Source organism: Bacteroidia bacterium (assembly GCA_033391075.1).
Classification (GTDB): Bacteria; Bacteroidota; Bacteroidia; order J057; family J057; genus JAWPMV01.
Genome location: JAWPMV010000001.1, coordinates 5,710,143 through 5,730,304, shown reverse-complemented (window position 1 = coordinate 5,730,304; position 20,162 = coordinate 5,710,143). Strand labels below are relative to the sequence as shown.

At 42.9% G+C, this 20,162-nt stretch carries 17 protein-coding genes; 6 read left to right on the top strand and 11 right to left on the bottom strand.

Annotated elements, in window-relative coordinates; all coding sequences use genetic code 11:
- The first annotated feature begins 205 nt into the window (after positions 1-205).
- On the top strand, positions 206-1,408 hold the full coding sequence (locus tag R8P61_22805; protein ID MDW3649920.1) for an SPFH domain-containing protein: 1,203 nt from the start codon (positions 206-208) through the stop codon (positions 1,406-1,408).
- A gap of 68 nt (positions 1,409-1,476) precedes the next feature.
- Here the strand turns inward: R8P61_22805 and R8P61_22800 are convergent, their stop codons facing one another.
- The 3 genes from R8P61_22800 to dnaG all read right to left on the bottom strand — a co-directional run bounded on the left by R8P61_22800 (position 1,477) and on the right by dnaG (position 6,234).
- Positions 1,477-2,664, bottom strand: coding sequence for a cytochrome c peroxidase (locus R8P61_22800; protein MDW3649919.1), 1,188 nt, complete (start codon positions 2,662-2,664; stop codon positions 1,477-1,479).
- A 132-nt stretch (positions 2,665-2,796) separates the two neighbouring features.
- Complete coding sequence (locus R8P61_22795) at positions 2,797-3,963, bottom strand: cytochrome c peroxidase (protein ID MDW3649918.1); 1,167 nt, start codon at positions 3,961-3,963, stop codon at positions 2,797-2,799.
- 273 nt (positions 3,964-4,236) lie between these two features.
- Positions 4,237-6,234, bottom strand: coding sequence for a DNA primase (gene dnaG / locus R8P61_22790; protein ID MDW3649917.1), 1,998 nt, complete (start codon positions 6,232-6,234; stop codon positions 4,237-4,239).
- Positions 6,235-6,531: 297 nt separating this feature from the next.
- Between dnaG and R8P61_22785 the strand changes: the two genes are divergently transcribed.
- The 4 genes from R8P61_22785 (at position 6,532) to R8P61_22770 (ending at position 11,179) form a co-directional block, all read left to right on the top strand.
- Positions 6,532-6,957, top strand: coding sequence for a hypothetical protein (locus R8P61_22785; protein ID MDW3649916.1), 426 nt, complete (start codon positions 6,532-6,534; stop codon positions 6,955-6,957).
- Between the two features lie 127 nt (positions 6,958-7,084).
- Positions 7,085-7,540 (top strand): MarR family transcriptional regulator, encoded by a 456-nt coding sequence (locus R8P61_22780; GenBank protein ID MDW3649915.1) that lies wholly within the window; start codon positions 7,085-7,087, stop codon positions 7,538-7,540.
- On the top strand, positions 7,527-9,980 hold the full coding sequence (locus R8P61_22775) for a 3-hydroxyacyl-CoA dehydrogenase/enoyl-CoA hydratase family protein (protein ID MDW3649914.1): 2,454 nt from the start codon (positions 7,527-7,529) through the stop codon (positions 9,978-9,980). The genes R8P61_22780 and R8P61_22775 overlap by 14 nt, the downstream gene beginning before the upstream one ends.
- A gap of 26 nt (positions 9,981-10,006) precedes the next feature.
- The gene (locus tag R8P61_22770) at positions 10,007-11,179 is read left to right on the top strand and encodes a thiolase family protein (GenBank protein ID MDW3649913.1); all 1,173 of its coding nucleotides are present in this window, start codon (positions 10,007-10,009) and stop codon (positions 11,177-11,179) included.
- Positions 11,180-11,413: 234 nt separating this feature from the next.
- On the opposite strand, the gene R8P61_22765 is transcribed toward R8P61_22770, so the two are convergent.
- The 5 genes from R8P61_22765 to R8P61_22745 all read right to left on the bottom strand — a co-directional run bounded on the left by R8P61_22765 (position 11,414) and on the right by R8P61_22745 (position 16,046).
- Complete coding sequence (locus R8P61_22765) at positions 11,414-11,794, bottom strand: hypothetical protein (GenBank protein MDW3649912.1); 381 nt, start codon at positions 11,792-11,794, stop codon at positions 11,414-11,416.
- Positions 11,795-11,796: 2 nt separating this feature from the next.
- Positions 11,797-13,221: a GMC family oxidoreductase gene (locus R8P61_22760; protein ID MDW3649911.1), complete on the bottom strand. Its 1,425-nt coding sequence runs from the start codon at positions 13,219-13,221 to the stop codon at positions 11,797-11,799.
- A gap of 469 nt (positions 13,222-13,690) precedes the next feature.
- A complete protein-coding gene (odhB, locus tag R8P61_22755; protein ID MDW3649910.1) occupies positions 13,691-14,935 on the bottom strand; it encodes a 2-oxoglutarate dehydrogenase complex dihydrolipoyllysine-residue succinyltransferase in 1,245 nt (414 codons plus the stop codon).
- A gap of 52 nt (positions 14,936-14,987) precedes the next feature.
- Entirely contained in the window at positions 14,988-15,482 is a 495-nt protein-coding gene (locus R8P61_22750) for a VanZ family protein (protein ID MDW3649909.1), read from the bottom strand.
- A gap of 51 nt (positions 15,483-15,533) precedes the next feature.
- Positions 15,534-16,046 (bottom strand): DUF2937 family protein, encoded by a 513-nt coding sequence (locus R8P61_22745; protein MDW3649908.1) that lies wholly within the window; start codon positions 16,044-16,046, stop codon positions 15,534-15,536.
- A 132-nt stretch (positions 16,047-16,178) separates the two neighbouring features.
- Here R8P61_22745 and R8P61_22740 point away from each other — a divergent pair, with 132 nt between their 5' ends.
- Positions 16,179-16,658, top strand: coding sequence for a low molecular weight protein-tyrosine-phosphatase (locus R8P61_22740; protein MDW3649907.1), 480 nt, complete (start codon positions 16,179-16,181; stop codon positions 16,656-16,658).
- Between the two features lie 3 nt (positions 16,659-16,661).
- Here the strand turns inward: R8P61_22740 and R8P61_22735 are convergent, their stop codons facing one another.
- The 3 genes from R8P61_22735 to R8P61_22725 form a co-directional block, all read right to left on the bottom strand.
- A complete protein-coding gene (locus R8P61_22735; GenBank protein ID MDW3649906.1) occupies positions 16,662-17,903 on the bottom strand; it encodes a TlpA disulfide reductase family protein in 1,242 nt (413 codons plus the stop codon).
- Positions 17,904-17,948: 45 nt separating this feature from the next.
- Positions 17,949-19,214 carry a phosphoribosylamine--glycine ligase gene (gene purD, locus R8P61_22730; GenBank protein MDW3649905.1) on the bottom strand — a complete coding sequence of 422 codons (1,266 nt, stop codon included), beginning with the start codon at positions 19,212-19,214 and terminating at the stop codon, positions 17,949-17,951.
- 83 nt (positions 19,215-19,297) lie between these two features.
- Positions 19,298-20,089, bottom strand: coding sequence for a hypothetical protein (locus R8P61_22725; GenBank protein MDW3649904.1), 792 nt, complete (start codon positions 20,087-20,089; stop codon positions 19,298-19,300).
- Positions 20,090-20,162: the final 73 nt, after the last annotated feature.

The following is a 20,162-nucleotide window of genomic DNA, read 5'->3' as shown; positions in this document are numbered from 1 at the left end:
AATATATCGTCCCAAAGCATTGCGAAAAAGCATATGCACTCCTTTGGGCCTTCAAAGAACAAGGCTTGGTAAGATAGGAAAATGATTTCCCCTTGCTACATGATTAAGTTCACAAAACACAATATTTTCAAGCGTATTTTTTAACTAAGCACAACAGCCTACAGCACAACACAATTATTAAAATTCACCCTTAATTTTTATTACGATGACACTACGTAAAAAAGTCTTTTTAGGCTTGTTAGGACTCTCATTATTTGCAGTTTTCTCTATATCGGGAAGTCTGTTTGAAAACGTAGATGCCAGAAAGATCTGTGTGATTCAGGCGCCGATTAGTGGGGAATTGACCGTTCACTTTGATCAAGGCCTTAAGTATCAGGGCTTTGGGAAAGTAACAACCTATGATAAGGAGAAAGAATATTCTTTCTCAGGAGCCCGTGATCAGGGAAGTATGAAGGACCAAAGTATCGGTATTCGTTTCAATGATGGTGGTAAAGCACGTATTTCTGGTACATTCCGATACGAGTTGCCACAGTCTGAAAGGGAAATGCGCGATATCCATTTTAAGTATGGTTCTATGGAAGCAGTGGATCAGGAGTTGGTACGTACTGTTATTGAAAAAGCGGTATACATGACCGGTCCCTTGATGTCCTCTAAACAATCTTCTGCAGAGAAGCGAAATGATTTGCTTTCTTTTATCGAAGACCAGGCAAAAGTGGGAGTTTATAAGACCCGCGTAATTGAGCGAAAAGAAATTGACCCACTTTCTGGTAAAGAAAAAACTGTTGCGATTACAGAATTGGTAGTGGGAGAAGATGGATTGGTATTGCGTCAGGATGAGTCTCCTTTATCCAAATTTGGAATTGATCTTTATAACCTGTCTCTGAATAATATTTCTTATGACGAGACCATTGAGAATCAGATCGCCGAGCAGCAGAATGCGATCATGCGCGTACAAACCTCTATCGCAGAGGCTCGTGAAGCTGAGCAGCAAGCCATCAAGGCAGAAGCTCAGGGTAAAGCAGAAGCTGCAACTGCTCGTGCAAATATGGAAGTGGAGAAGGTAAGAGAGGTAACTGAAGCAGAAAAGAAGCGTGATGTAGCCAGACTCGCCCTGGAAACAGCAGAGTTCTACAAGAAAGAGCAGATTCTTATTGGAGAAGGGGATGCAGCGCGGAAGCGACTTGCTGCCCAGGCCAACGGATCTCTTGAGCAGAAGCTTGAGGCTTACATCGAAGTTCAGAAAAACTGGGCCAATGCATTCTCTACCAGCAACCAGCCCTTCGTACCTTCTGTAATCATGGGAGGCAATGGATCAGCAGGAAGTAATAGTACCGCGGATACCTGGATGCAAATGTTGATGATAAAGTCAGCCAAAGACCTTTCACTAGACATGAAAGTCAATAAATAAAGCCATTAGCATGTATTTGTGATTAGGGGCAGCTTTTAAGCTGCCCCTCTTGTTTTTGTCTTTTTTGATTAGCGCTTAAAAGGATCCGAGTATTTTTCTTCTGAAAGAAAGTTTTGATCCGTAAGGGTGAGGAGAAAGAGGATTATGTCTCTTTTTTCAGTTTCTGTGAAATTAAATCTATGGGGCTTTGAGGTATTCAGGTTCTTCAAGCGAACATCCAGATTGCGGTGATCCTTGATATCTGTACTGTAAAAATCCAGGACTTCCTGCAAGCTCCCGAATCTCCCGTCATGCATATATGGAGCAGTTAGGGCGATATTGCGCAAAGTGGGTACTTTGAATACTCCATCCATATTTACATCACGTACAATTGCTCCTACGCCTCTATCTTCATACTCAAGATCAAGACCATTATTGGCTACACGTATTCTGGCAGCTTCAAACTGATTACCATGGCAGGATTGGCAGTTATTTATATACAAGGCTTTTCCCCTGTTTTCATCAAAACTAAGGCCTGTAAGTACGTTCTCAAAAGTTGCGCCTGCTCCGGCATCTTCCATGGCTTGATCCAGCTTTGAATTGAAGCTCCCGATGGACTCTATAAAGGCCTCAAGAGCCAGGCTGATCTTTGTGGAAGTAATCTCATAATCATTAGCAGGAAAAGCCGTCTTAAACAATATCTGGTAGATTTCCCGTGCTTTCACAGCTTCGACAAGGCTTTGATGCGTCATGCCCATTTCCACATTATCGGTTATGGAAAGTAAACTTTGCTCTGAAGCACTATGGGCCCTTTCATCCCAAAAGAAGGCTGTCCCAAATTCCAGACTTGGAGACGAATTGTTCGATCCATAAGTAGCTGCAAAACCAAGTACTGAACCCAGAGCGATGGAATTGCGAGCCGTTTGATCTCCATTAAACCCCAGACTAAACGGGCGATTGTCTGCAAAGGCTAATTCCTGCTTATGACAAGAAGCACAGGAAACGCGGCCATTCTGGGAAAGATTGGTATCATAAAAAAGTACCCTTCCCAGGCTAGCCATATTATTGGAAATAGGCCTGGCCTTTACATGTTTCCTGATATGAGGGGGGAGATTGAGATTGTAGTCGAAAGGCTGTTCGGGTAAATTCAGTTCTTGCCTGAGCTGGTAATAATCTTCATAGGAATAGGTGCTCTCGTCAAAGCGAATGTTATCATCAACACAAGCACTAATGAAGAAGGAAAGCAAGACACAAAAGAGAAGGAGTTGAGTTTTCATCGTTTCTGAATTAGGGGGGGAAATAAAAAAATGCCTGGGACGAGCCCATACAAATTTGTTGTAATTCAGGTTTAAAAAAGAGGGCAGGAATCGAAATCCCTACCCTCAGTATGTTAACGATACGATATTCTATTATTTGAAAGGATTTGAATACTTCTCATAGCTCATCATTTTGTGGTCTGTGAGCGTATTGAGGAAAGCGATGATATCCTTTTTATTCTGATTGCTGAAATTGAATTTCTTGGCAGTATCTGTACCTGGCTCCTTCAAAAAATCACTCAGGTTTTTATGATTCTGAACATTTCCACTGTAGAAGTCCAATACATCATCAAGGGTAGAGAATCTCCCATCATGCATATAAGGAGCTGTAACCGCTACATTTCTCAATGCAGGAACTTTGAATACACCATTTAGGTAACTGGCTCCATAAACGGCACCCACTCCCTTATCACTGTAAACCATGTCCAATCCATTGTTTGCACTAGGCATACCAGGACGAGCCAGTTCGCGGCCGTGGCAGCTTCCACAATTTTGAACAAAGAGACTTTTTCCTCTGTTTTCTGAAGCTGTCAGTTGAGGAAGATCTTCTTCTATGCTAAGGTATGGATTTGCATCAAGCGCTTCATCTAGCTTAGACTCATAAGAACCTATTCCATCTACAAAGCTTTCTATAGCTAGTAGAACACGTTCTTCTGTGATTTCAGCATCGCGGAAAGCTGCTTCGAAGAGAATTTTATAATAATCTTTAGAAGATACTCTACTGATTAACTCATCATGAGTCATTCCCATTTCAATTGCACTGGTCAAAGAAGCCTGACTTTGCTCGGAAGCAGAAGCTGCTCTTTCGTCCCAGAAGAAAGGAAGTCCTGCGCGAGAAGTTCCTCCATAATAAGCGGCAAAGCTTACTACAGAACCCAGGGCAATAGAATTTCTATCTGTGTCTTCTCCTTTAAAACCCGCACTGAAAGCTTTGTTATCAGAGAATGCTAATTCTTGCTTATGGCAGGAAGCACAGGAAACGGTACCATTTGCAGATAGGTTTTTGTCATAAAACAAAACCCTTCCTAAAGTGGCGCGGTTGTCAGAAACTGTCCTGGCGACCAGGCCTGTACGTGTCATGTAATTGGGGAGCTCTACGGTATATTCAAAAGGCTCTTCCGGAAGATCAAGTGACTGAATCAATACCTGATAATCCTCAGGTCTGTAATTAAATTCTTCAAATTTAACGGCATCATCTACACAGGAAACCAGGAAGAGTAGAGCCAGAAAGGGAATCAGTAGAGAAACGTTAGTTTTCATAGTCCGAATGGTTTATACCCAATGGGTAAGGTTAAACAAAGACTTTAGGTGGTGGTGAGGATAGATCAAGTAACAGCCTTAATCAATTGTGTCCTCAAGTAAATAATTATTAGACGAAGTTCCCAATGGGAACGCTGCACGATATTCAGATAATTTACGGATTTATGCTAAATGGTCGTAAGTGCAAAGGTATTTTTTGTGGATAGCGCAAAAAAGGCAATTTCCCATACCCTAAGGCTTATAAAAAATGTAGGAGCTCGGTAAAATGGCAAGCTACAACTGAGCATCCAGTCCTTTCCTGGCTCCTTCCAGGCCCAGCTTCTTATTAATTTCTTTATCCATTTCCTGCAGTTCCAGATAGATTTCGCACAATCTTTCTACTTCCTCCTCTTTCCCTGCCTGTTCGGCATCTTTGATCTTTGCTCGGCATTCTCTCAGCATTTTATCTACTTTTCTACTTTTATAGTGGAAAATAGCTCCATCAGCTACGAGGGTAAGGTTGCTATCATAATCAATATCTGGCCTGATTTTCTTCCAAAGTGGACTGGTTTCGGGCGCTGTCAAAAGATCTGAGACCAGGTTGCGGATCACAGAATCCTGATGGCTGAGGTATTTGTTGAGGTCGATCTTTTGTTTGCTCAGATATTCTTTAAACATCTCATTTTTGAGCTGCTCATAGGTTTGGTTTTCAAATACCAGATTTTCCAATTCATCGATCATGTACTCCATCACAGGAAACTCCTCATACTGAATAGGATTTCCTTCTTTATCTTCTAAGGGAAGAGTGGGATCTTCTAATACCCCTTTGTCGAAATGGCAAATCATCACACGCAGCAATTCTTTTTCCTGATTGGCGAGTTCGAGTTGCTCAAAACTTTTGAGTTCTTTTACCTCTGCAGGAGCTGAGATAGATTGTCTGGCGTCTTCTCTTTTCTGTTCCCTTCTGACCAGTTTTTGTTGTTCTCCTCTGGCTTCCAGCACTGCATGGGCCATCAGGGACTCCGTGATGTCCACTTTTTGGGCTACGTGGCGCACGTACATCTCACGATCTACACGATCCGGAATATTGGCAACTGATTCTGCGAGTGCTTTGATCAATTCAGATTGAATTCGGGGATCATGAATATCTTTTCCCTCTGAAAGTACCTGCAATTTGAAGTCGACAAAGTTCAGGGCGGTTTTCTGAATCTCCGCAAAAGCACTGGCACCTTTTTCCCTGACATAGGAATCAGGATCATGTCCATCCGGCAGGATCAATACTTTCGCCTCCATCCCCTCACGAATCAAAATATCAATCCCGCGTAATGCAGCTTTAATCCCTGCCTTATCCCCATCGTATATCATGAGGACATTTCGACTAAAGCGACGGATCAAACGGATTTGCTCTTTTGTCAGGGCGGTTCCACTTGAGGCGACTACATTCTGGACTCCGTTCTGATGCAGAACGATGGTATCCATATATCCTTCGGTAAGGATACAGAGGTCTTCATCCCGTATATGCTTTTTCGCCTGATATAAGCCATACAGAACCTGGCTTTTATGGTAGATTTCTGATTCCGAAGAATTGATATACTTGGCTATATCTTTTCGATTGCCAAGTATTCTTCCCCCAAATCCTACTACTTTTCCACTGGGATTAGCAATAGGGAACATTACACGTCCCCGAAATCGGTCAATCAGTTTACCTGTCTTTTCGGATTTGCTGACCAGGCTCAATTCGGTCAGGTATTCTTCCTTGTATTTATTCTTTATAGCTGCCTGTGCAAAGTCTTCCCATTCATCCAGCGCATATCCCAATTGAAAGGTTTCTACAGTAGCTGCCAGTATACCCCTTTCTTTGAAGTAGCTCAGGCCTATCTTTTTTCCCCTATCATCTTCCAGCAGTTTTTTATGAAAAAACTCAGCAGCAAACTCATTTACGATGAAAAGGCTTTGGCGCTTGTTTTTTTGTTCTCTTTCTTCGGGACTATCTTCTTCTTCCTGTAACTCAATGCTGTATTTCTTGGCCAGATGCCGAAGGGCTTCTACATAAGTAAGGCCTTCCATCTCCATAACGAAATTGACAGAGTTTCCGCCTTTTCCCGAACTAAAGTCTTTATAGATGCCTTTTCCGGGGTGAACGGAAAAGGAAGGAGTCTTCTCATTTGACCAGGGAGAGAGTCCCCAGAAATTGGCACCTTTCTTTTTTAAGGGCAGATAGTCGCCTACCACCTCGACGATGTCAACGCTATTGTATATCTGATCAACTATATGCTCGGGAATTCGTGCCATTTCCGTAAAAGGGCAGACATTTAGCGAATTTTTGCCATGCCACTCAGCCCTTGGTTTTGTTTTTGATAATCAAAATTATCAGAAAATATCCTAAAACAAAGATATGGAAAAATATGTAGGAAAAGCTTATCAAGTATTCCAGTCCTTGGACTTATGTTAAATACGATTATCCGAACTAATAATTTTCTGTTGGGCTTTAGGAATTATACAATTTTCTGAGGTATCTGCGTTATTTAGTCAGATACTTTCGCTGTAATTGGGGCTTCCTTTGCTTTTCACTTTAACCACCTTTCGAATATGCGCGGCTTCGCAGCAAAATATCAATTACTACTTTCTTCCCTCATTTTAGCAGCAATTCTGTTCTTTTTGCTCTCCTTTCCCTCATGCCAAAGCGAACAGAAACCCGCTGAGCAATCCCATGTTATTTACAATCCGGACTCTCTCTCCATTATTTCCACCTCTCAACTGTCTGGGAAACTGGCTGCAAAGTTGACAGACATGAAAGTCAATCTCTTTTATCAGGGAAAGACTGACGAGATCGTAAAAGTCAGGATTTACAATGATGAAAATAGCCTGATCTATGGCGAAAAAGAGTTGACCCTTTTGGCGGAAAAAGAAACGCTCTTGGATGTGGAGGCCCTTTCTCCCGGTAGCTATCAGGTATTTGTATTCTTTGAAGATGCCGAATTCCTTTCGACCGAACTTTTAATCCCTACTCCCTAACTGCTGTTGTCTCTTAATTCTGTGTGTCCAGGGCTGAAATTGTCTTGCTTTTCTAAGTTGCTTTTTCTAAAATTGTATGCTTGCATACTATTTTTAGGTTTCTGTTCCCCTTATTTAGCACACAATTTTGGAAGTAAAGATTAAAGAGAAGAAGAGGGCGATCTGCTTCGACATTAAAACTACCTGGCTCGCCATTTCTCGCATGTACAATGTGCCCTCTCAGCTTGAGGGAATTACCACAAATATTGGCTTCGTTCTTTTGCACATCGACGACAAAATCGGTACACCTGCTACCAAGATTGCTCCTATGATGGGGATGGAACCCCGAAGCCTGACGCGGATGTTGGCCAAACTTGAAGAAAGAAACTACATCTATCGCGAACCAGACAAATTTGACAAACGAAAAGTTCAGATCTTTCTGACTCCCCTAGGTTTGAAAAAGAAAAACAGGGCCAAGGAAGTTGTTATTGGATTTAACAAAAAGCTTTACAACGACTTCTCAGATGAAGATCTCGATATTTTCTTTCACGTATTAGACTCTATTCATAAAATATTAAATACCTACGATCATGCCAGTAGCTGAACAAGCAGCTGTTTCCAATCAAAACAACCAACATCGCAGTATCAAAAAAGTAGCCGTATTGGGATCTGGAGTAATGGGCTCGCGTATTGCCTGCCACTTCGCCAATATCGGAGTTGAAGTACTTTTGCTGGATATTGTCCCTCGAGAACTTGATCCTAAGGAAGCCGCTAAAGGCCTGACTTTGGAACATCCAGCAGTTCGAAACCGAATTGTGAATTCCTCTTTAATGGGTGCGATCAAAGGTCGTCCTGCCTCTCTTTACGACAAAGCTTCTGCCGGCCTGATCAAGACCGGAAACTTTGATGATGATTTTGAAAAAATCGCTGACTGCGACTGGGTCCTGGAGGCCATAGTCGAACGTCTGGATATCAAGCAAAAAGTTTTTGCGCGTGTAGACGAGTTGAGGAAGCCGGGAACCCTGGTAACCTCAAATACTTCCGGTATTCCGATTCATATGATTGCAGAAGGTCGCTCTGAAGATTTTCGCAAACATTTCTTCGGCACTCACTTTTTCAACCCTCCCCGCTATCTGAGATTGCTGGAGGTCATTCCTGGCCCGGATACAGATGCCGGTATCATTGACTTCATGATGCATTATGGAGATCTTTTTCTGGGGAAGAAAACGGTACTTTGTAAAGACACTCCGGCTTTTATCGCAAATCGTGTAGGTATTTATGCAATGGCCAAAATCTTCCAATTGGTGGGAGAGATGGGGCTTACGATTGAAGAAGTTGATAAACTGACTGGACCAGCTACAGGTAAGCCAAAAACAGGTACTTTCCGTTTGAGTGATCTGGTAGGTTTGGATACTACTTTTCATGTATTGAATGGAATCCGAGAGAATTGTCCTGACGATGAGGAGAATGCTCGCTTTAATGCGCCGGATTATGTGCAGAAAATGGTGGAGAAAAAATGGCTGGGTGATAAAACCCGTCAGGGATTCTATAAAAAGACCAAAGATGAAAATGGAAAGAGAAAGATTCTTTCTCTGGATTTAAATACCCTTGAATATAGAGAGAAAGCGAAGGTTGAAATCCCAAGTTTGAAGGCTGTGAGAAATAGCTCTGACCTTGGAAAGCGCCTGCGTATTTTCTTTGAGGCTGATGATAAAGGAGGGGAATTTACTCGCAGATCTAGTCTGGGAGTATGGGCCTATGTTTCAAACCGTATTCCTGAAATTGCCGATGATCTATACCAAATAGATGATGCGATTGTAGCTGGATTTGGTTGGGATAAAGGAGCTTTCGAAAGCTGGGATATGGTGGGAGTGGCTAAAACCATGGAGCTTTTCGAAGCAGAAGGACTTAAAACGGCTGCCTGGGTTCAGGAAATGCTGGATGCCGGTCATGATTCCTTCTACAAATCGGAAAATGGAGTCAAAAAATACTATCACATACCTTCTAAATCTTATAAGACGATTCCCGGAACAGAATCTCTCATTCTGTTGGATACCTTAAGAGAAGATAAGGTCGTCTGGTCCAATAGCGATGCCTCAGTGATTGATTTGGGAGAGGGAGTATTGAATGTAGAATTTCATTCTAAAATGAATTCTATCGGAGAGGGAATTTTGCTTGCGATTCATAAGGCGATTGATCTGGCTGAAGAGCAAAACTACAATGGAGTAGTACTGGCAAATGAAGCTCCCAACTTCTCAGTCGGTGCCAACATCATGCTGATGCTCATGATGGCTTCGCAAGGCCAATGGGATAAGCTGGATGAAGGGGTAAAAGCCTTCCAGGATACTTCCATGCGTATTCGTACTTCTGCTATTCCAGTAGTAGTTGCCCCTCATGGAATGACCTTAGGCGGAGGATGTGAATTTACGTTGCATTCAAATAAGGCAGTTGTTGATGCAGAAACCTATATCGGTTTGGTAGAAGTAGGCGTAGGATTGATTCCTGGTGGTGGGGGAACGAAAGAGTTTGCCTTGAGAGCTGCGGATGATTATTCGAAAGCGGGTGCAGTTCCGGTAGACGTTATTCAGCAATACCTCATGTCCATAGCTACGGCTAAGGTTTCTACTTCAGGAGAAGAAGCTCGCGGATTGAATATCCTCAGAGAAACGGATCAAATCGTAATAAATAAGGCACGCAGAATAGCCGAAGCCAAAGAGGCTGTTCTGGCTATGGTTGCGGATGGATATACAGCTCCTTCTATGAGAATGGATATTCCTGTTCAGGGACAAAATGTACTGGGTACCCTTTATGCAGGAATCTCTGGAATGCAGTATGGGCACTATGCTTCTGCACATGATGCATTGATCGCTAAAAAAGTCGCTTTCGTGCTTTGTGGAGGAGATCTTAGCGGAACCAACAATAAGGTTTCTGAACAATATCTGCTTGATCTTGAGCGTGAGGCTTTCTTAAGTCTTGCAGGTACCAAAAAGACGCAAGAGCGCATGCAGTATATGTTGCAGAACAATAAGCCTTTGAGAAATTAATATTAGCCTATAACCAACAGAATATAATGGAAGCTTATATAGTAACCGGATATAGAACCGCTATCGCCAGAGGAAGAAAAGGGGGCTTTAAGGCTACCCGCTCTGATGACTTGGCAGCAGAAGTTGTGAAGCACCTGGTAGCTCAGGTTCCTCAACTCGATCCGTCAAGAGTCGATGACCTTATCGTAGGTTGTGCGATTCCAGAGGCTGAGCAAGGGATGCAAATTGGGCGTATGGTAGCCCTGATGTCTTTGCCCATGAATGTTTCCGGAGTTACAGTGAACCGCTATTGTGGTTCCGGTTTGGAAACCATTGCTTTGGGAGCAGCAAAGATCAAAGCCGGTATGGCAGATTGTATCATCGCAGGAGGGACTGAAAGTATGTCCATGCTGCCCATGATGGGGCATAAGCCTTCTTTGAATATGAAGATCGCAACTGAGCATCCGGATTGGTACCTCAGTATGGGATTGACTGCTGAAGAGGTTGCCAGCGATTATAATATCAGCCGTGAGGATATGGATGTATTCGCCTACAATTCTCATATGAAAGCCTTGCAAGCACAGGCAGATGGGAAATTTGATGGGCAGATCGTTCCTATTGAAGTCGAAGACATCTTTGTAGATGCAGATGGCAGAAGACAAAGCAAGAAATATGTAGTAGATACAGATGAGGGGCCTCGAAAAGGAACCACAGTAGAAGTATTGGGCGGACTGAGGCCTGTATTCAGAGCGAATGGAAAGGTTACTGCAGGTAATTCTTCCCCTATCAATGATGGATCTGCTTTTGTGATGATCATGTCAGAGAGAATGGTGAAAGAACTGGGCATCGAGCCTCGTGCAAGAATGGTCGGTTATGCTACGGAAGGAATCGATCCTCGCATTATGGGAATGGGACCCATCGTTGCTGTCCCCAAAGTGCTCAAGCAAAGCGGTCTCAAATTGAATGATATTGATCAAATTGAATTGAATGAAGCCTTTGCGGCTCAGTCGCTAGGCGTGATTCGTGAATTGGACATCAATCCTGAGATTGTGAATGTAAATGGTGGTGCGATTGCCCTGGGACACCCTCTGGGATGTACAGGTGCCAAGCTTACCGTTCAATTGATAAATGAAATGGAAAAACGCAAAGACAAGTATGGGATGGTTACTGCCTGTGTAGGTGGAGGTCAGGGCGTGGCCGGCATTTATGAATTGTTATAAATTGAACTCCTAACAACGTGAATAGAAAAGCTGTCCTCTTGTGGCAGCTTTTCGCTTTTTAGGCTCATGGGTTATCCTGAGGCTGGTTTGTGAGTGGGCTATCGCGGGCCGAAGGATCTTGTATACTCGGTCGATTAAAAATACAGGATCTCTCAGCACGCAGGCCTTCGCGCTGCCAAGCTTCGAGATGACTTTATGTAGAAAGGGAGGGGCAGGATAGCAAGAATTACTTATTTATTCTGCTGCCAGAAAAGGATGAAAACAAGGCCGTTCATAGGGAGTGTAGAGCTTGATAAAACGGATGGGCTCATCCCCATTTTTCGTCAGTGCATTGGAAGAATATAGAAACAATTTCACCCGATCCTCTAAAGGCTCTCGCAGATAATGAATAGGATAGCGAAAACTATACGCATCAAGCTGATTCTCCATTTGCATAAACCAGGCCTCCCAAAATTTTTGCAATTCTTCTTTCTCCACTTCAAATCCCAACCTTGACAATCTCTTTTTCAGGCGGGAAGCAGGAGTAGAGAAAAAACGAACATAGGCAAGTACTCCCAATAATAGCATGAGAAAGCCTACTATGAACCTCCTGCGGGATATGTTTTTTCCTGCCATGATCAGAATTTCATTTTATCTGCAGATCGCAAAGATAAGGCTGCCAAAGTCAAAGTTGGATTTGCAGGGCTCATGCTGCTAAAACTACCTGCCCCCAACACAAAGAGGTTTCGATATTGATGGTGAAGTTGCATTTCATCCAGGACCGAATTTTCCGGATCATTCCCCATGATATGCCCTCCAATGATATGGGCCTCCGTGGAAGCAAGGCCAGGAGAAATCTGATATTTTTCAACAGCTAAGCCTTCGAAAATCTTGTCCAGTTTAGATTTTAGCCTTTCAACCCCTTTCCTCAAATACTCGGAGGGACCCTGATAATTGACTATGGCTTTGAAAGGATTATCACTTTTTCTGACATGATTTTCTTCCTGATACACGTCCTCGAAAATACATTTAAACAATGCCAGATGCCTGAGCTTTCCCTTTTCCAGTCTGATCATCTGGGCCGAATTCTGACTTTCGATAAGACAGGCTGCAGCTGCTTTTCTTTGTTCCCCCTTATACAGCATCCACATATTGGCCGAATTGATACTACTGCCGCCCGAATTGTCAAAACCCAGATCGATATTGACCATGACGGATCTTTGCTCTCCAATCCCTTTCCCCAAAAGCGGATGACTGTCTCCGGAATTAAGGAGAATATGCGAATTGAAAATGGGATTGGTCCCCAGGGCAAAAAGATCAGCGCTCGCTTCTTTCTCCTGCCCATTTTTTCGGTAGAAAACTTTACGTACCCGGTCATTATTCAATTCCAGGGCATAGACCTCCGCTCCATACATGATATCAATTCCTTCAAAAACTTCTCCCATACCATTGCCAATTGTAAATTTTGCATCTAGCGGGCAAAGAGAACAGACTGAACTTCCGCAACACTTAGCTCTTTGAGCAGTAGGCATACTGGCCCTGGCAGTAGCTTGAGCGTATACCGAATCGGGATATTTTTCCTGCAATTGTCGATCAAAAGGAGTAAGTCCATGTGGAGGCAATGGATATTTTCCGGACTTCGGCCAGGGGGTATTCTCTGGACCAGATATCTGCATCAGGCTTTCCGCTTCATCATAATAAGGCGCTAAGTCTTCATAGCTTATTGGCCAATCTTTGCCAATTCCGTAAGTGGAGTTCAAGCGAAAATCAGCAGGGAGGAAGCGAGGCGTACATCCAAGCCAACAATTTGAGCCACCTCCAAAGGATTGATTGAATTGAAAATAGTGATTATCCGAATTTTGCTGAATCAGGCTTGTTTCTGCCAATTGATAACCGGGTGCTTGTTTAGCTGCTGCTGCATATCCTAATTCTTCCTGATGGGTGAATTTTTGCCCTTTTTCTAACAATAGAATCCGTAAAGCAGCTTTCTTCTCTTTAATTTTTTTGAGAAAAAAACTACTGGCAAAGCCACTACCAATGAGTATCAGGTCATAATCAGACATTCCTAAGACAGAGAATTATAGGTAATTACAAATTTGTTAATGAGAGGGCTTGGGTGTAATTAATTGATATACAACAAATTATGATGATTTCCGTATATATAAGTGATCCCGCCTCTCAGTCGATATATTGAAGAATTGTAAAATTTACAAAAATATTAATCGGCCATAGGTATTTGTTAACAAATCCATAAAATATTGACATTTGGTTAAAAATTATGTAAATTTAGAATTCGATTATTGAAAAGTATCAATTGATATCCATACCTAAACTTAGATTATGCCTCGTAGAATGACACCCACCAGGTCTCGCATCAGAACAACGAGACAAAGAAGCCAGCACAACCAGCAGAAGGCAAGAAACCAATCCCGTATCAGTCACACGCAAAAGATCCTAGATCAGTGTCCTGAGATCAAAGAATAAAAAAAGCTGTGCAATTTGCACAGCTTTTTTTATATCATTTCTTTTCTCCTATACTTCAAGCAGTAAACGAGAAGGATCTTCCAATCTTTCTTTTATCCGATAGAGGAAACTTACTGCTCCCTTTCCATCGACAATTCTGTGGTCATAAGAAAGTGCCAAATACATGATTGGCCTGATCTTTACCTCTCCATTTATTGCTACAGGTCTTTGCACGATATTATGCATACCTAAAATAGCAGACTGTGGAGGGTTGATGATAGGAGTCGAAAGCATAGAACCAAAAATTCCTCCATTTGTAATGGAGAATGTTCCACCCGTCATCTCATCAATTGTCAGTTTTCCGGCACGAGCTTTAAGTGCGTAGTGCAAAACTGATTGTTCCAGTTCAGCCAGGCTCATCAGGTGTGCATTGCGAATCACAGGCACAACCAGTCCTTTGGGAGAACTCACGGCAATGCTTATATCAGCATAATCGTAATAAATAATCTCCTTTCCATCAATCTGTGCATTGACTCCTGGAAATTCTTTCAAAGCCATCGTAACCGCTTTGGTAAAGAAGGACATATATCCAAGTCCTACGCCATGCGTTTCTTTGAACTTCTCCTTATACTTCTTACGGATATCCATAACCGCTTGCAGGTCTACCTCATTGAAGGTAGTCAGCATCGCAGTCTCATTTTTTACAGAAACAAGGCGCTCTGCAATCTTACGACGCAGGCTACTCATCTTTTCTCTTCGCTCCGTTCTTTCTCCTCCTACACTCAATACAGGCAGACCTGGTAAAGGTCTTTCTTCTTTCTTCTCTTTTTTCTCAGGAGCAGGAGTCTCTTTGGCAGCTGTATCTTTATGGTTGACTACATCTGTTTTGGTGATGCGTCCGCCTCGACCATTGCCCTGTACACTGGCAGGATCAATGCCTTTTTCCTTCATCATCTTTGCTGCAGAAACGGAAGGATGTCCTTTCGCCGAACTATCTGCTACGGGAGGAGCGACAGGGGCTTCTTTTTTCTCAGATGTTTCTTCTTTTGCGGGGGCTGCTGTTTTTGCCGCTGCTGCGCCTTCTGTATCGATCTTGGCAATCACCTGACCGACTGCTACTGTATCTCCTTCGGCAGCAAGTATTTCTATGGTTCCTCCTTGTTCGGCATTTACCGTGAGGGTAGCCTTGTCAGAATTGATCTCAGCAAGTTCATCGTCCATGTCGACATAGGCGCCGCTTTCGACCAACCAGCTTTCGATTTCCACTTCGGTAATGGACTCACCTGGGCTGGGAACTTTGATTTCTACAATCATGAGGATTTATTGGAAATTGAATATTGGTATTAATTAAAAACTACTAAGTATATTACTTTGTTTCGGCCTGCAAGTTACGAGAAAATTTGGGATAAATTGTCAGAAAGGCGGCGATACAAAGGGCTGCAATTGCTGCTCCCGAAGCATCAATCAAAACATCTTTTACTGAAGCTCCCCGACCCGCTACAAAAGTTTGGTGGAACTCATCTGAACAGGCATAGAGCACTGAAAAGAGCCATCCTAAAAACAGGCTTTTTTTCATAGGAAAATTGAGAGAGAAGAGTCGAAAACTCAGAATGCATAGAACGAAATATTCGGTGAAATGCGCCAGCTTTCTCACATAGAAATGCACATGGTATTGCTCTATGAATTCTATTTTCATCCCTAAAAACTGGAGAATACCTAAAATCAGCCCACTCGTATCCTCCGTATCATCTTTCACCTGACTGGAAAGGAAAAAGATGATTGAGAGCCAAAGGATAAGCGGGAGCCAATGCGTAAAAAAGTATTTTCTATTCAAGGAGTTGGGGATGGTGTAAAGGGGCATCCAATATGCGACACAATTAGGGAAAACCTTGAAACATTATCCAAGCAAATCCTAGGCCTGAATAACAGGCTCTTTTTTCTTCTTACTCGTCCACTTACTAAAAAGCCCGGATATCCCCATTGCTGCTAACACGCCCAGAATAGCATAAGCCAGGCCTTCAAAATTGAGCGGGAGACTGGGGCTGAATTTTACGGCAGAACGGATTCTTCCATCCAGATGTCTGAGGAAATTGAAAGGGCGTGTGAATGCATTGCTATTTCGAAGACTCTTCAGGGCTTTGTCATAATCCAGGTATCTTTTGACCGTATTCCAGGATACTTCTGCATTGTCCTTTACCCGGGGATCCTCATTATTCATCAATTCATGAAGAAATGCTTCTACTGTCTGATCATAGCCGGCTGCCCTGCTTTCCAAATCCAGATAGGTTGTTTCAGATTCTTTATGGGCACCCGCCAGTACATGGGTATATTGATTCATATAAACGGGAGCCTGTGCAAATATGACCGCAAGTATAACTGTGAAGATTCTTTCTGTAAGATTTCCGAAAAAGTTAAAAATTCCCATTGCCTGTATAATTTTCGGCTATTGTATTTTTCTTTTTAAAATGGGATTTAATCTATGGCTTTCCAAATAAGGCTGAAACACATTTGCAAGACAGCTACATTTGAGCGAATTTAGCGCATCATCTCAGTACACATGGTAAAAGTACTTTTCGTCTGTCTCGGAAATATCTGCCGTTCCCCCATGGCTGAAGGCCTCTTTCTGAAGCACGTAGCTGATGCTTCTTTATCTGATATGATACAGGTAGATTCCTGTGGTACAGGCGCCTGGCATGTGGGAGAAAGAGCAGATGAGCGCATGAGAAGGACTGCCACTAAACACGGGATTGAACTGCTTTCCCGAGCACGCAAAGTGCAGAAAGAGGATTTTCTGGAGTTTGATTATATCATCCCGATGGATGCTAGCAATCTGATCAATCTGCAGCGTTTGGCTACCCATGTTTCAGACATCAAATCAGCCATCATCAAAATGCGCTATTTTGATGAGGAAGCGGTAAATGCTGATGTTCCTGATCCCTATTATGGGGGAAACCAGGGTTTTGAAGATGTCTATGAAATGCTGGATCGCTCCTGCGCCAAACTCCTTACTTTTATTCGGGAGCAACACGATCTCTAGGGGCTAAATTTCCTCTGCCAGCATTTTCTCCAAAAAAGCTTCATACTCTTCCACATAGCGAGTATATACATTTCCGGTTCCCGGCCCATTAAATCCTGTATGCACTTTTCTTACCCTGCCTTTTTTATCAAGGAAAATGCTAGTCGGAAAGGAAATGATATTATTGAGCATAGGAAATTTCTCAGAAGCCAGAGATTTGTCATTATTGGTGGCTGCGAGGAGGAATGGGTAATTGGCTTCCAGTCGTTTTGCCATACGTACAATATTCTTTTGCGCTTGTGGCATCCCTTTGCTGGTTCTTTCGAATGCTACCCCAACGATTTCCAGACCTTCTTTATGGTATTTATCATACCATTGGGTGAATAAGCGGGTCTCATCCATGCAGTTAGGACACCAGGATCCCATAAGTTGTACTATGGTGACTTTGTTCTTGAATCGATCATCCTTAAATGATATGCTGTCACCTTCAAGATTGGGGAATTTAAAACTAAACTCTTCAAATCCTTCTTTAAGAAAAGTCAGGTCTTCTGGCTTTCGAATAGAAGCCCCCGGATCAACTATTCCGATCCAACTTTCCTCCCAATGACTACCAGACCAGAATTTCCCTGCTATAGAGTCTCCCTTTATATCTGCATGAAAGAGAAATGCATGCGAGCCATCGAAAGCGGAAAGTTTGAGGGTATTTCCATCCATAATTCCCTCCAGAAATCGATAATCTCCAGTCTCTGTTTGGAAATTGCCCGTTACTTTATTCCCGTTTTGAGAGAATTGACCTATTGCAGGCCCAGTACCATCCAGAAATTGTAAACTGTAAAGAGGAGCAAGTTCAGCTGCCTCATATTGTATGGGAAACCGGCCTTCTTCTCCAAATTCAGCTTTAAAGGGGGTATGATAATCTACTCCTCGGGTATAGTCATACCAGTTTCCGCTGAGTTCAGTAGCAGAGTGAATTTTTAATTTAAATTCACTATCAAATACAGGCATTTTGATGATGAGAGAATCGCCTTTTTGCACAATTTCATCTACTTCTATCCGCTCTTCTGCATTGAAAACCACCATTTTATAGTTCTCGCCCGCTTGATTCAGGCTAAACTGGAAAGGCAAATCTGCAGCCTCTCTCAAATGGAGCGTGCCGACCCAATTACCATTTTGTAAAGTGATAGGAGTAGAAGAGGGAGACTGGCAGGATGACAGGCAAAGTAGCCATGCCGCCAGAACGACTGGGAACAAGTGTATCTTTTTCATCTTATGTTGCTAAAGCCAAATAGAATTAGGGACGAAGGCTTTTTTTTATTTCGTGAGATCCTTGCCGATATCTTTTCTATAATTTTTCCCCTCAAAACGGATCTTTTCTGCATTTTTTAAGGATTTCCCGACTGCTTCTTCTATTGTCTCTCCAAAGGAACTTATGGCCAGCACTCTACCTCCATTGGTTAGAACCTTTCCCGCTTCTTCTTTCGTTCCAGCATGAAAAAGGATCGAATCTTCCGTTTGGTCAAAGCCTTCCATCAGCTTTCCTTTTTCATAAGCTCCGGGATATCCCCCACTTACAAGCATGACGGTTGCGCAAGTTCTGGGATCAATTTCAAAGGCTTTGTCGGCCAGGTTACCCTCAGCAACTCCTTCGAAGAGATCAATGAGGTCTGCTTGTAGGCGTGGAAGGACTACTTCTGTCTCGGGATCACCCATTCGGACATTGTATTCCAGCACATATGGAATACCTTCCTTAACCATTAGCCCAATGAAAATAAATCCTTTATAGTCGATACCTTCTGCTTGCAATCCATCCATTGTGGCTTTGACGATTTCCTCTTCGACTTTTTTTACAAAAGCCTCATCTGCAAAAGGTACGGGAGAAACAGCTCCCATGCCTCCGGTATTCAAGCCCGTGTCCCCTTCGCCTATACGTTTATAATCTTTGGCAGAAGGAAGCAATTTATAAGATTTCCCATCTGTAAGGACGAAAATAGAGATCTCTATTCCTGTTAAAAATTCCTCGATAACTACGGTTTGGCCTGCTTCCCCAAAAGCTTTACCTGAAAGCATTTCCTCTACGACTTCACGGGCATGTTCCCGGCTTTCACAAATCAAAACCCCCTTGCCTGCTGCCAGTCCACTAGCTTTCACTACGATGGGCAAAGCATGGGATTCCAGATAGGCAAGTGCTTCTTCTTTCTGTTCACTGTCAAAAGAAGCATAGGCGGCCGTTGGGATGCCGTATTTCTGCATGAAAGTTTTGGAAAAGGCTTTTGAGCCTTCTAACTGAGCCCCATCAGTCTTGGGACCGATTACCGGGATTCCTTTATCTTCAAAGTAATCCGCGACTCCTTCAACCAGAGGTAATTCCGGCCCTACCAGAATCATATCAATCGCATGTTCTCTGGCGAAAGTTTCCACTGCAGGGAAATCTGTGGGATTGATCGCGACATTAGTACCTAATTGAGCGGTACCGGCATTTCCTGCTGCGATATAAAGTTTTTCGCAGCGGGGAGATTGCGCAATTTTCCAGGCAAATGCATGTTCCCTTCCTCCGGAACCCAAAATTAAGATTTTCATCCGGCAAATGTAGGAAATCGCCTCTCGAATCTCAATTCAATAAGAAGGCTTTCTTATAATTCAGAAAAATGTCGGGGATTTTTCTACTTAACTTTTTGTGGTTTTTCTACAATAGGGTATTCTCTGCCAAGTCCTGCGATCTGTTGGCTATAAACATTGCCATGATCGTCATCAAAGAAGACGGTAAATTGATAGGTTTTACTGGTTACCTGATCTCCGTTTATACTAAAGGTCAGAGAATTCCCGGTAGGATATTCATTTTTGCTCGCGGCACTAAGGACAGGAGAACTCTGGTAATTGATCTTTAGCTCATTATAGTCTCCCTGGCGGAGTTTTCGATAGATGAGCTTATTGCCTTTTACTTTTAGCCGGAGATTGATAGACTCGGGAGATTTGAGGGTGAGCTGCTCAGGGATCAATTCCGGAGCAATAATTTGTTCAGAACTCACCGCTTTGGCTACCGGTTTAGGGGGCATAATCTTCCCTAAATCTTCTGCGATGCTACTTCTCTCTTTTTTGAAAAATGAAAAGGGTGACTTTTTCTTCTTTTCAGGAGAAGGATTGGCATAGCCGATCTTTTTTGCCTTTGCTTTTTTCTTATTCAATTCCTCATTCAGGGCCTTTTCCAGTACCTGATCAGCAAAATCGTCCGCGGCCATTTTTCTTGGCGGGGCTTTTTTCTCGACTTTGGTTTTGGGGTTTTCGGCTTTAGGAGGGCTTTGCTGAACTTTGTTCTCGGGTTTCTTCAGGCTGGCTTCTTCAACCTGAGATTCGTTATACAACTGATATCCTGCATAGACGACACCTATGCTTCCAAGGATTGCAAGAACAAAAATGAGCAAATCCATCCAATCAATAATTGAGGAGAGATTCATGCTGCTTGATAAAGGGTTCGGTTTTAGTAAAGAGCAAAAAATGAGCCAAGAGGAGGCTGGACGTGTTGGAGTT

What these genes read in the sequence shown, in the direction of transcription:
- R8P61_22750 (MDW3649909.1), bottom strand. Translation starts at nt 15,482, where the DNA reads ATGCCCCTTTACACCATCCCCAACTCCTTGAATAGAAAATACTTTTTT.
- R8P61_22745 (MDW3649908.1), bottom strand. Translation starts at nt 16,046, where the DNA reads ATGGGAATTTTTAACTTTTTCGGAAATCTTACAGAAAGAATCTTCACA.
- R8P61_22735 (MDW3649906.1), bottom strand. Translation starts at nt 17,903, where the DNA reads ATGAAAAAGATACACTTGTTCCCAGTCGTTCTGGCGGCATGGCTACTT.
- R8P61_22800 (MDW3649919.1), bottom strand. Translation starts at nt 2,664, where the DNA reads ATGAAAACTCAACTCCTTCTCTTTTGTGTCTTGCTTTCCTTCTTCATT.
- purD (MDW3649905.1), bottom strand. Translation starts at nt 19,214, where the DNA reads ATGAAAATCTTAATTTTGGGTTCCGGAGGAAGGGAACATGCATTTGCC.
- odhB (MDW3649910.1), bottom strand. Translation starts at nt 14,935, where the DNA reads ATGATTGTAGAAATCAAAGTTCCCAGCCCAGGTGAGTCCATTACCGAA.
- R8P61_22775 (MDW3649914.1), top strand. Translation starts at nt 7,527, where the DNA reads ATGCCAGTAGCTGAACAAGCAGCTGTTTCCAATCAAAACAACCAACAT.
- R8P61_22760 (MDW3649911.1), bottom strand. Translation starts at nt 13,221, where the DNA reads ATGTCTGATTATGACCTGATACTCATTGGTAGTGGCTTTGCCAGTAGT.
- R8P61_22765 (MDW3649912.1), bottom strand. Translation starts at nt 11,794, where the DNA reads ATGGCAGGAAAAAACATATCCCGCAGGAGGTTCATAGTAGGCTTTCTC.
- dnaG (MDW3649917.1), bottom strand. Translation starts at nt 6,234, where the DNA reads ATGGCACGAATTCCCGAGCATATAGTTGATCAGATATACAATAGCGTT.
- R8P61_22770 (MDW3649913.1), top strand. Translation starts at nt 10,007, where the DNA reads ATGGAAGCTTATATAGTAACCGGATATAGAACCGCTATCGCCAGAGGA.
- R8P61_22740 (MDW3649907.1), top strand. Translation starts at nt 16,179, where the DNA reads ATGGTAAAAGTACTTTTCGTCTGTCTCGGAAATATCTGCCGTTCCCCC.
- R8P61_22785 (MDW3649916.1), top strand. Translation starts at nt 6,532, where the DNA reads ATGCGCGGCTTCGCAGCAAAATATCAATTACTACTTTCTTCCCTCATT.
- R8P61_22805 (MDW3649920.1), top strand. Translation starts at nt 206, where the DNA reads ATGACACTACGTAAAAAAGTCTTTTTAGGCTTGTTAGGACTCTCATTA.
- R8P61_22795 (MDW3649918.1), bottom strand. Translation starts at nt 3,963, where the DNA reads ATGAAAACTAACGTTTCTCTACTGATTCCCTTTCTGGCTCTACTCTTC.
- R8P61_22725 (MDW3649904.1), bottom strand. Translation starts at nt 20,089, where the DNA reads ATGAATCTCTCCTCAATTATTGATTGGATGGATTTGCTCATTTTTGTT.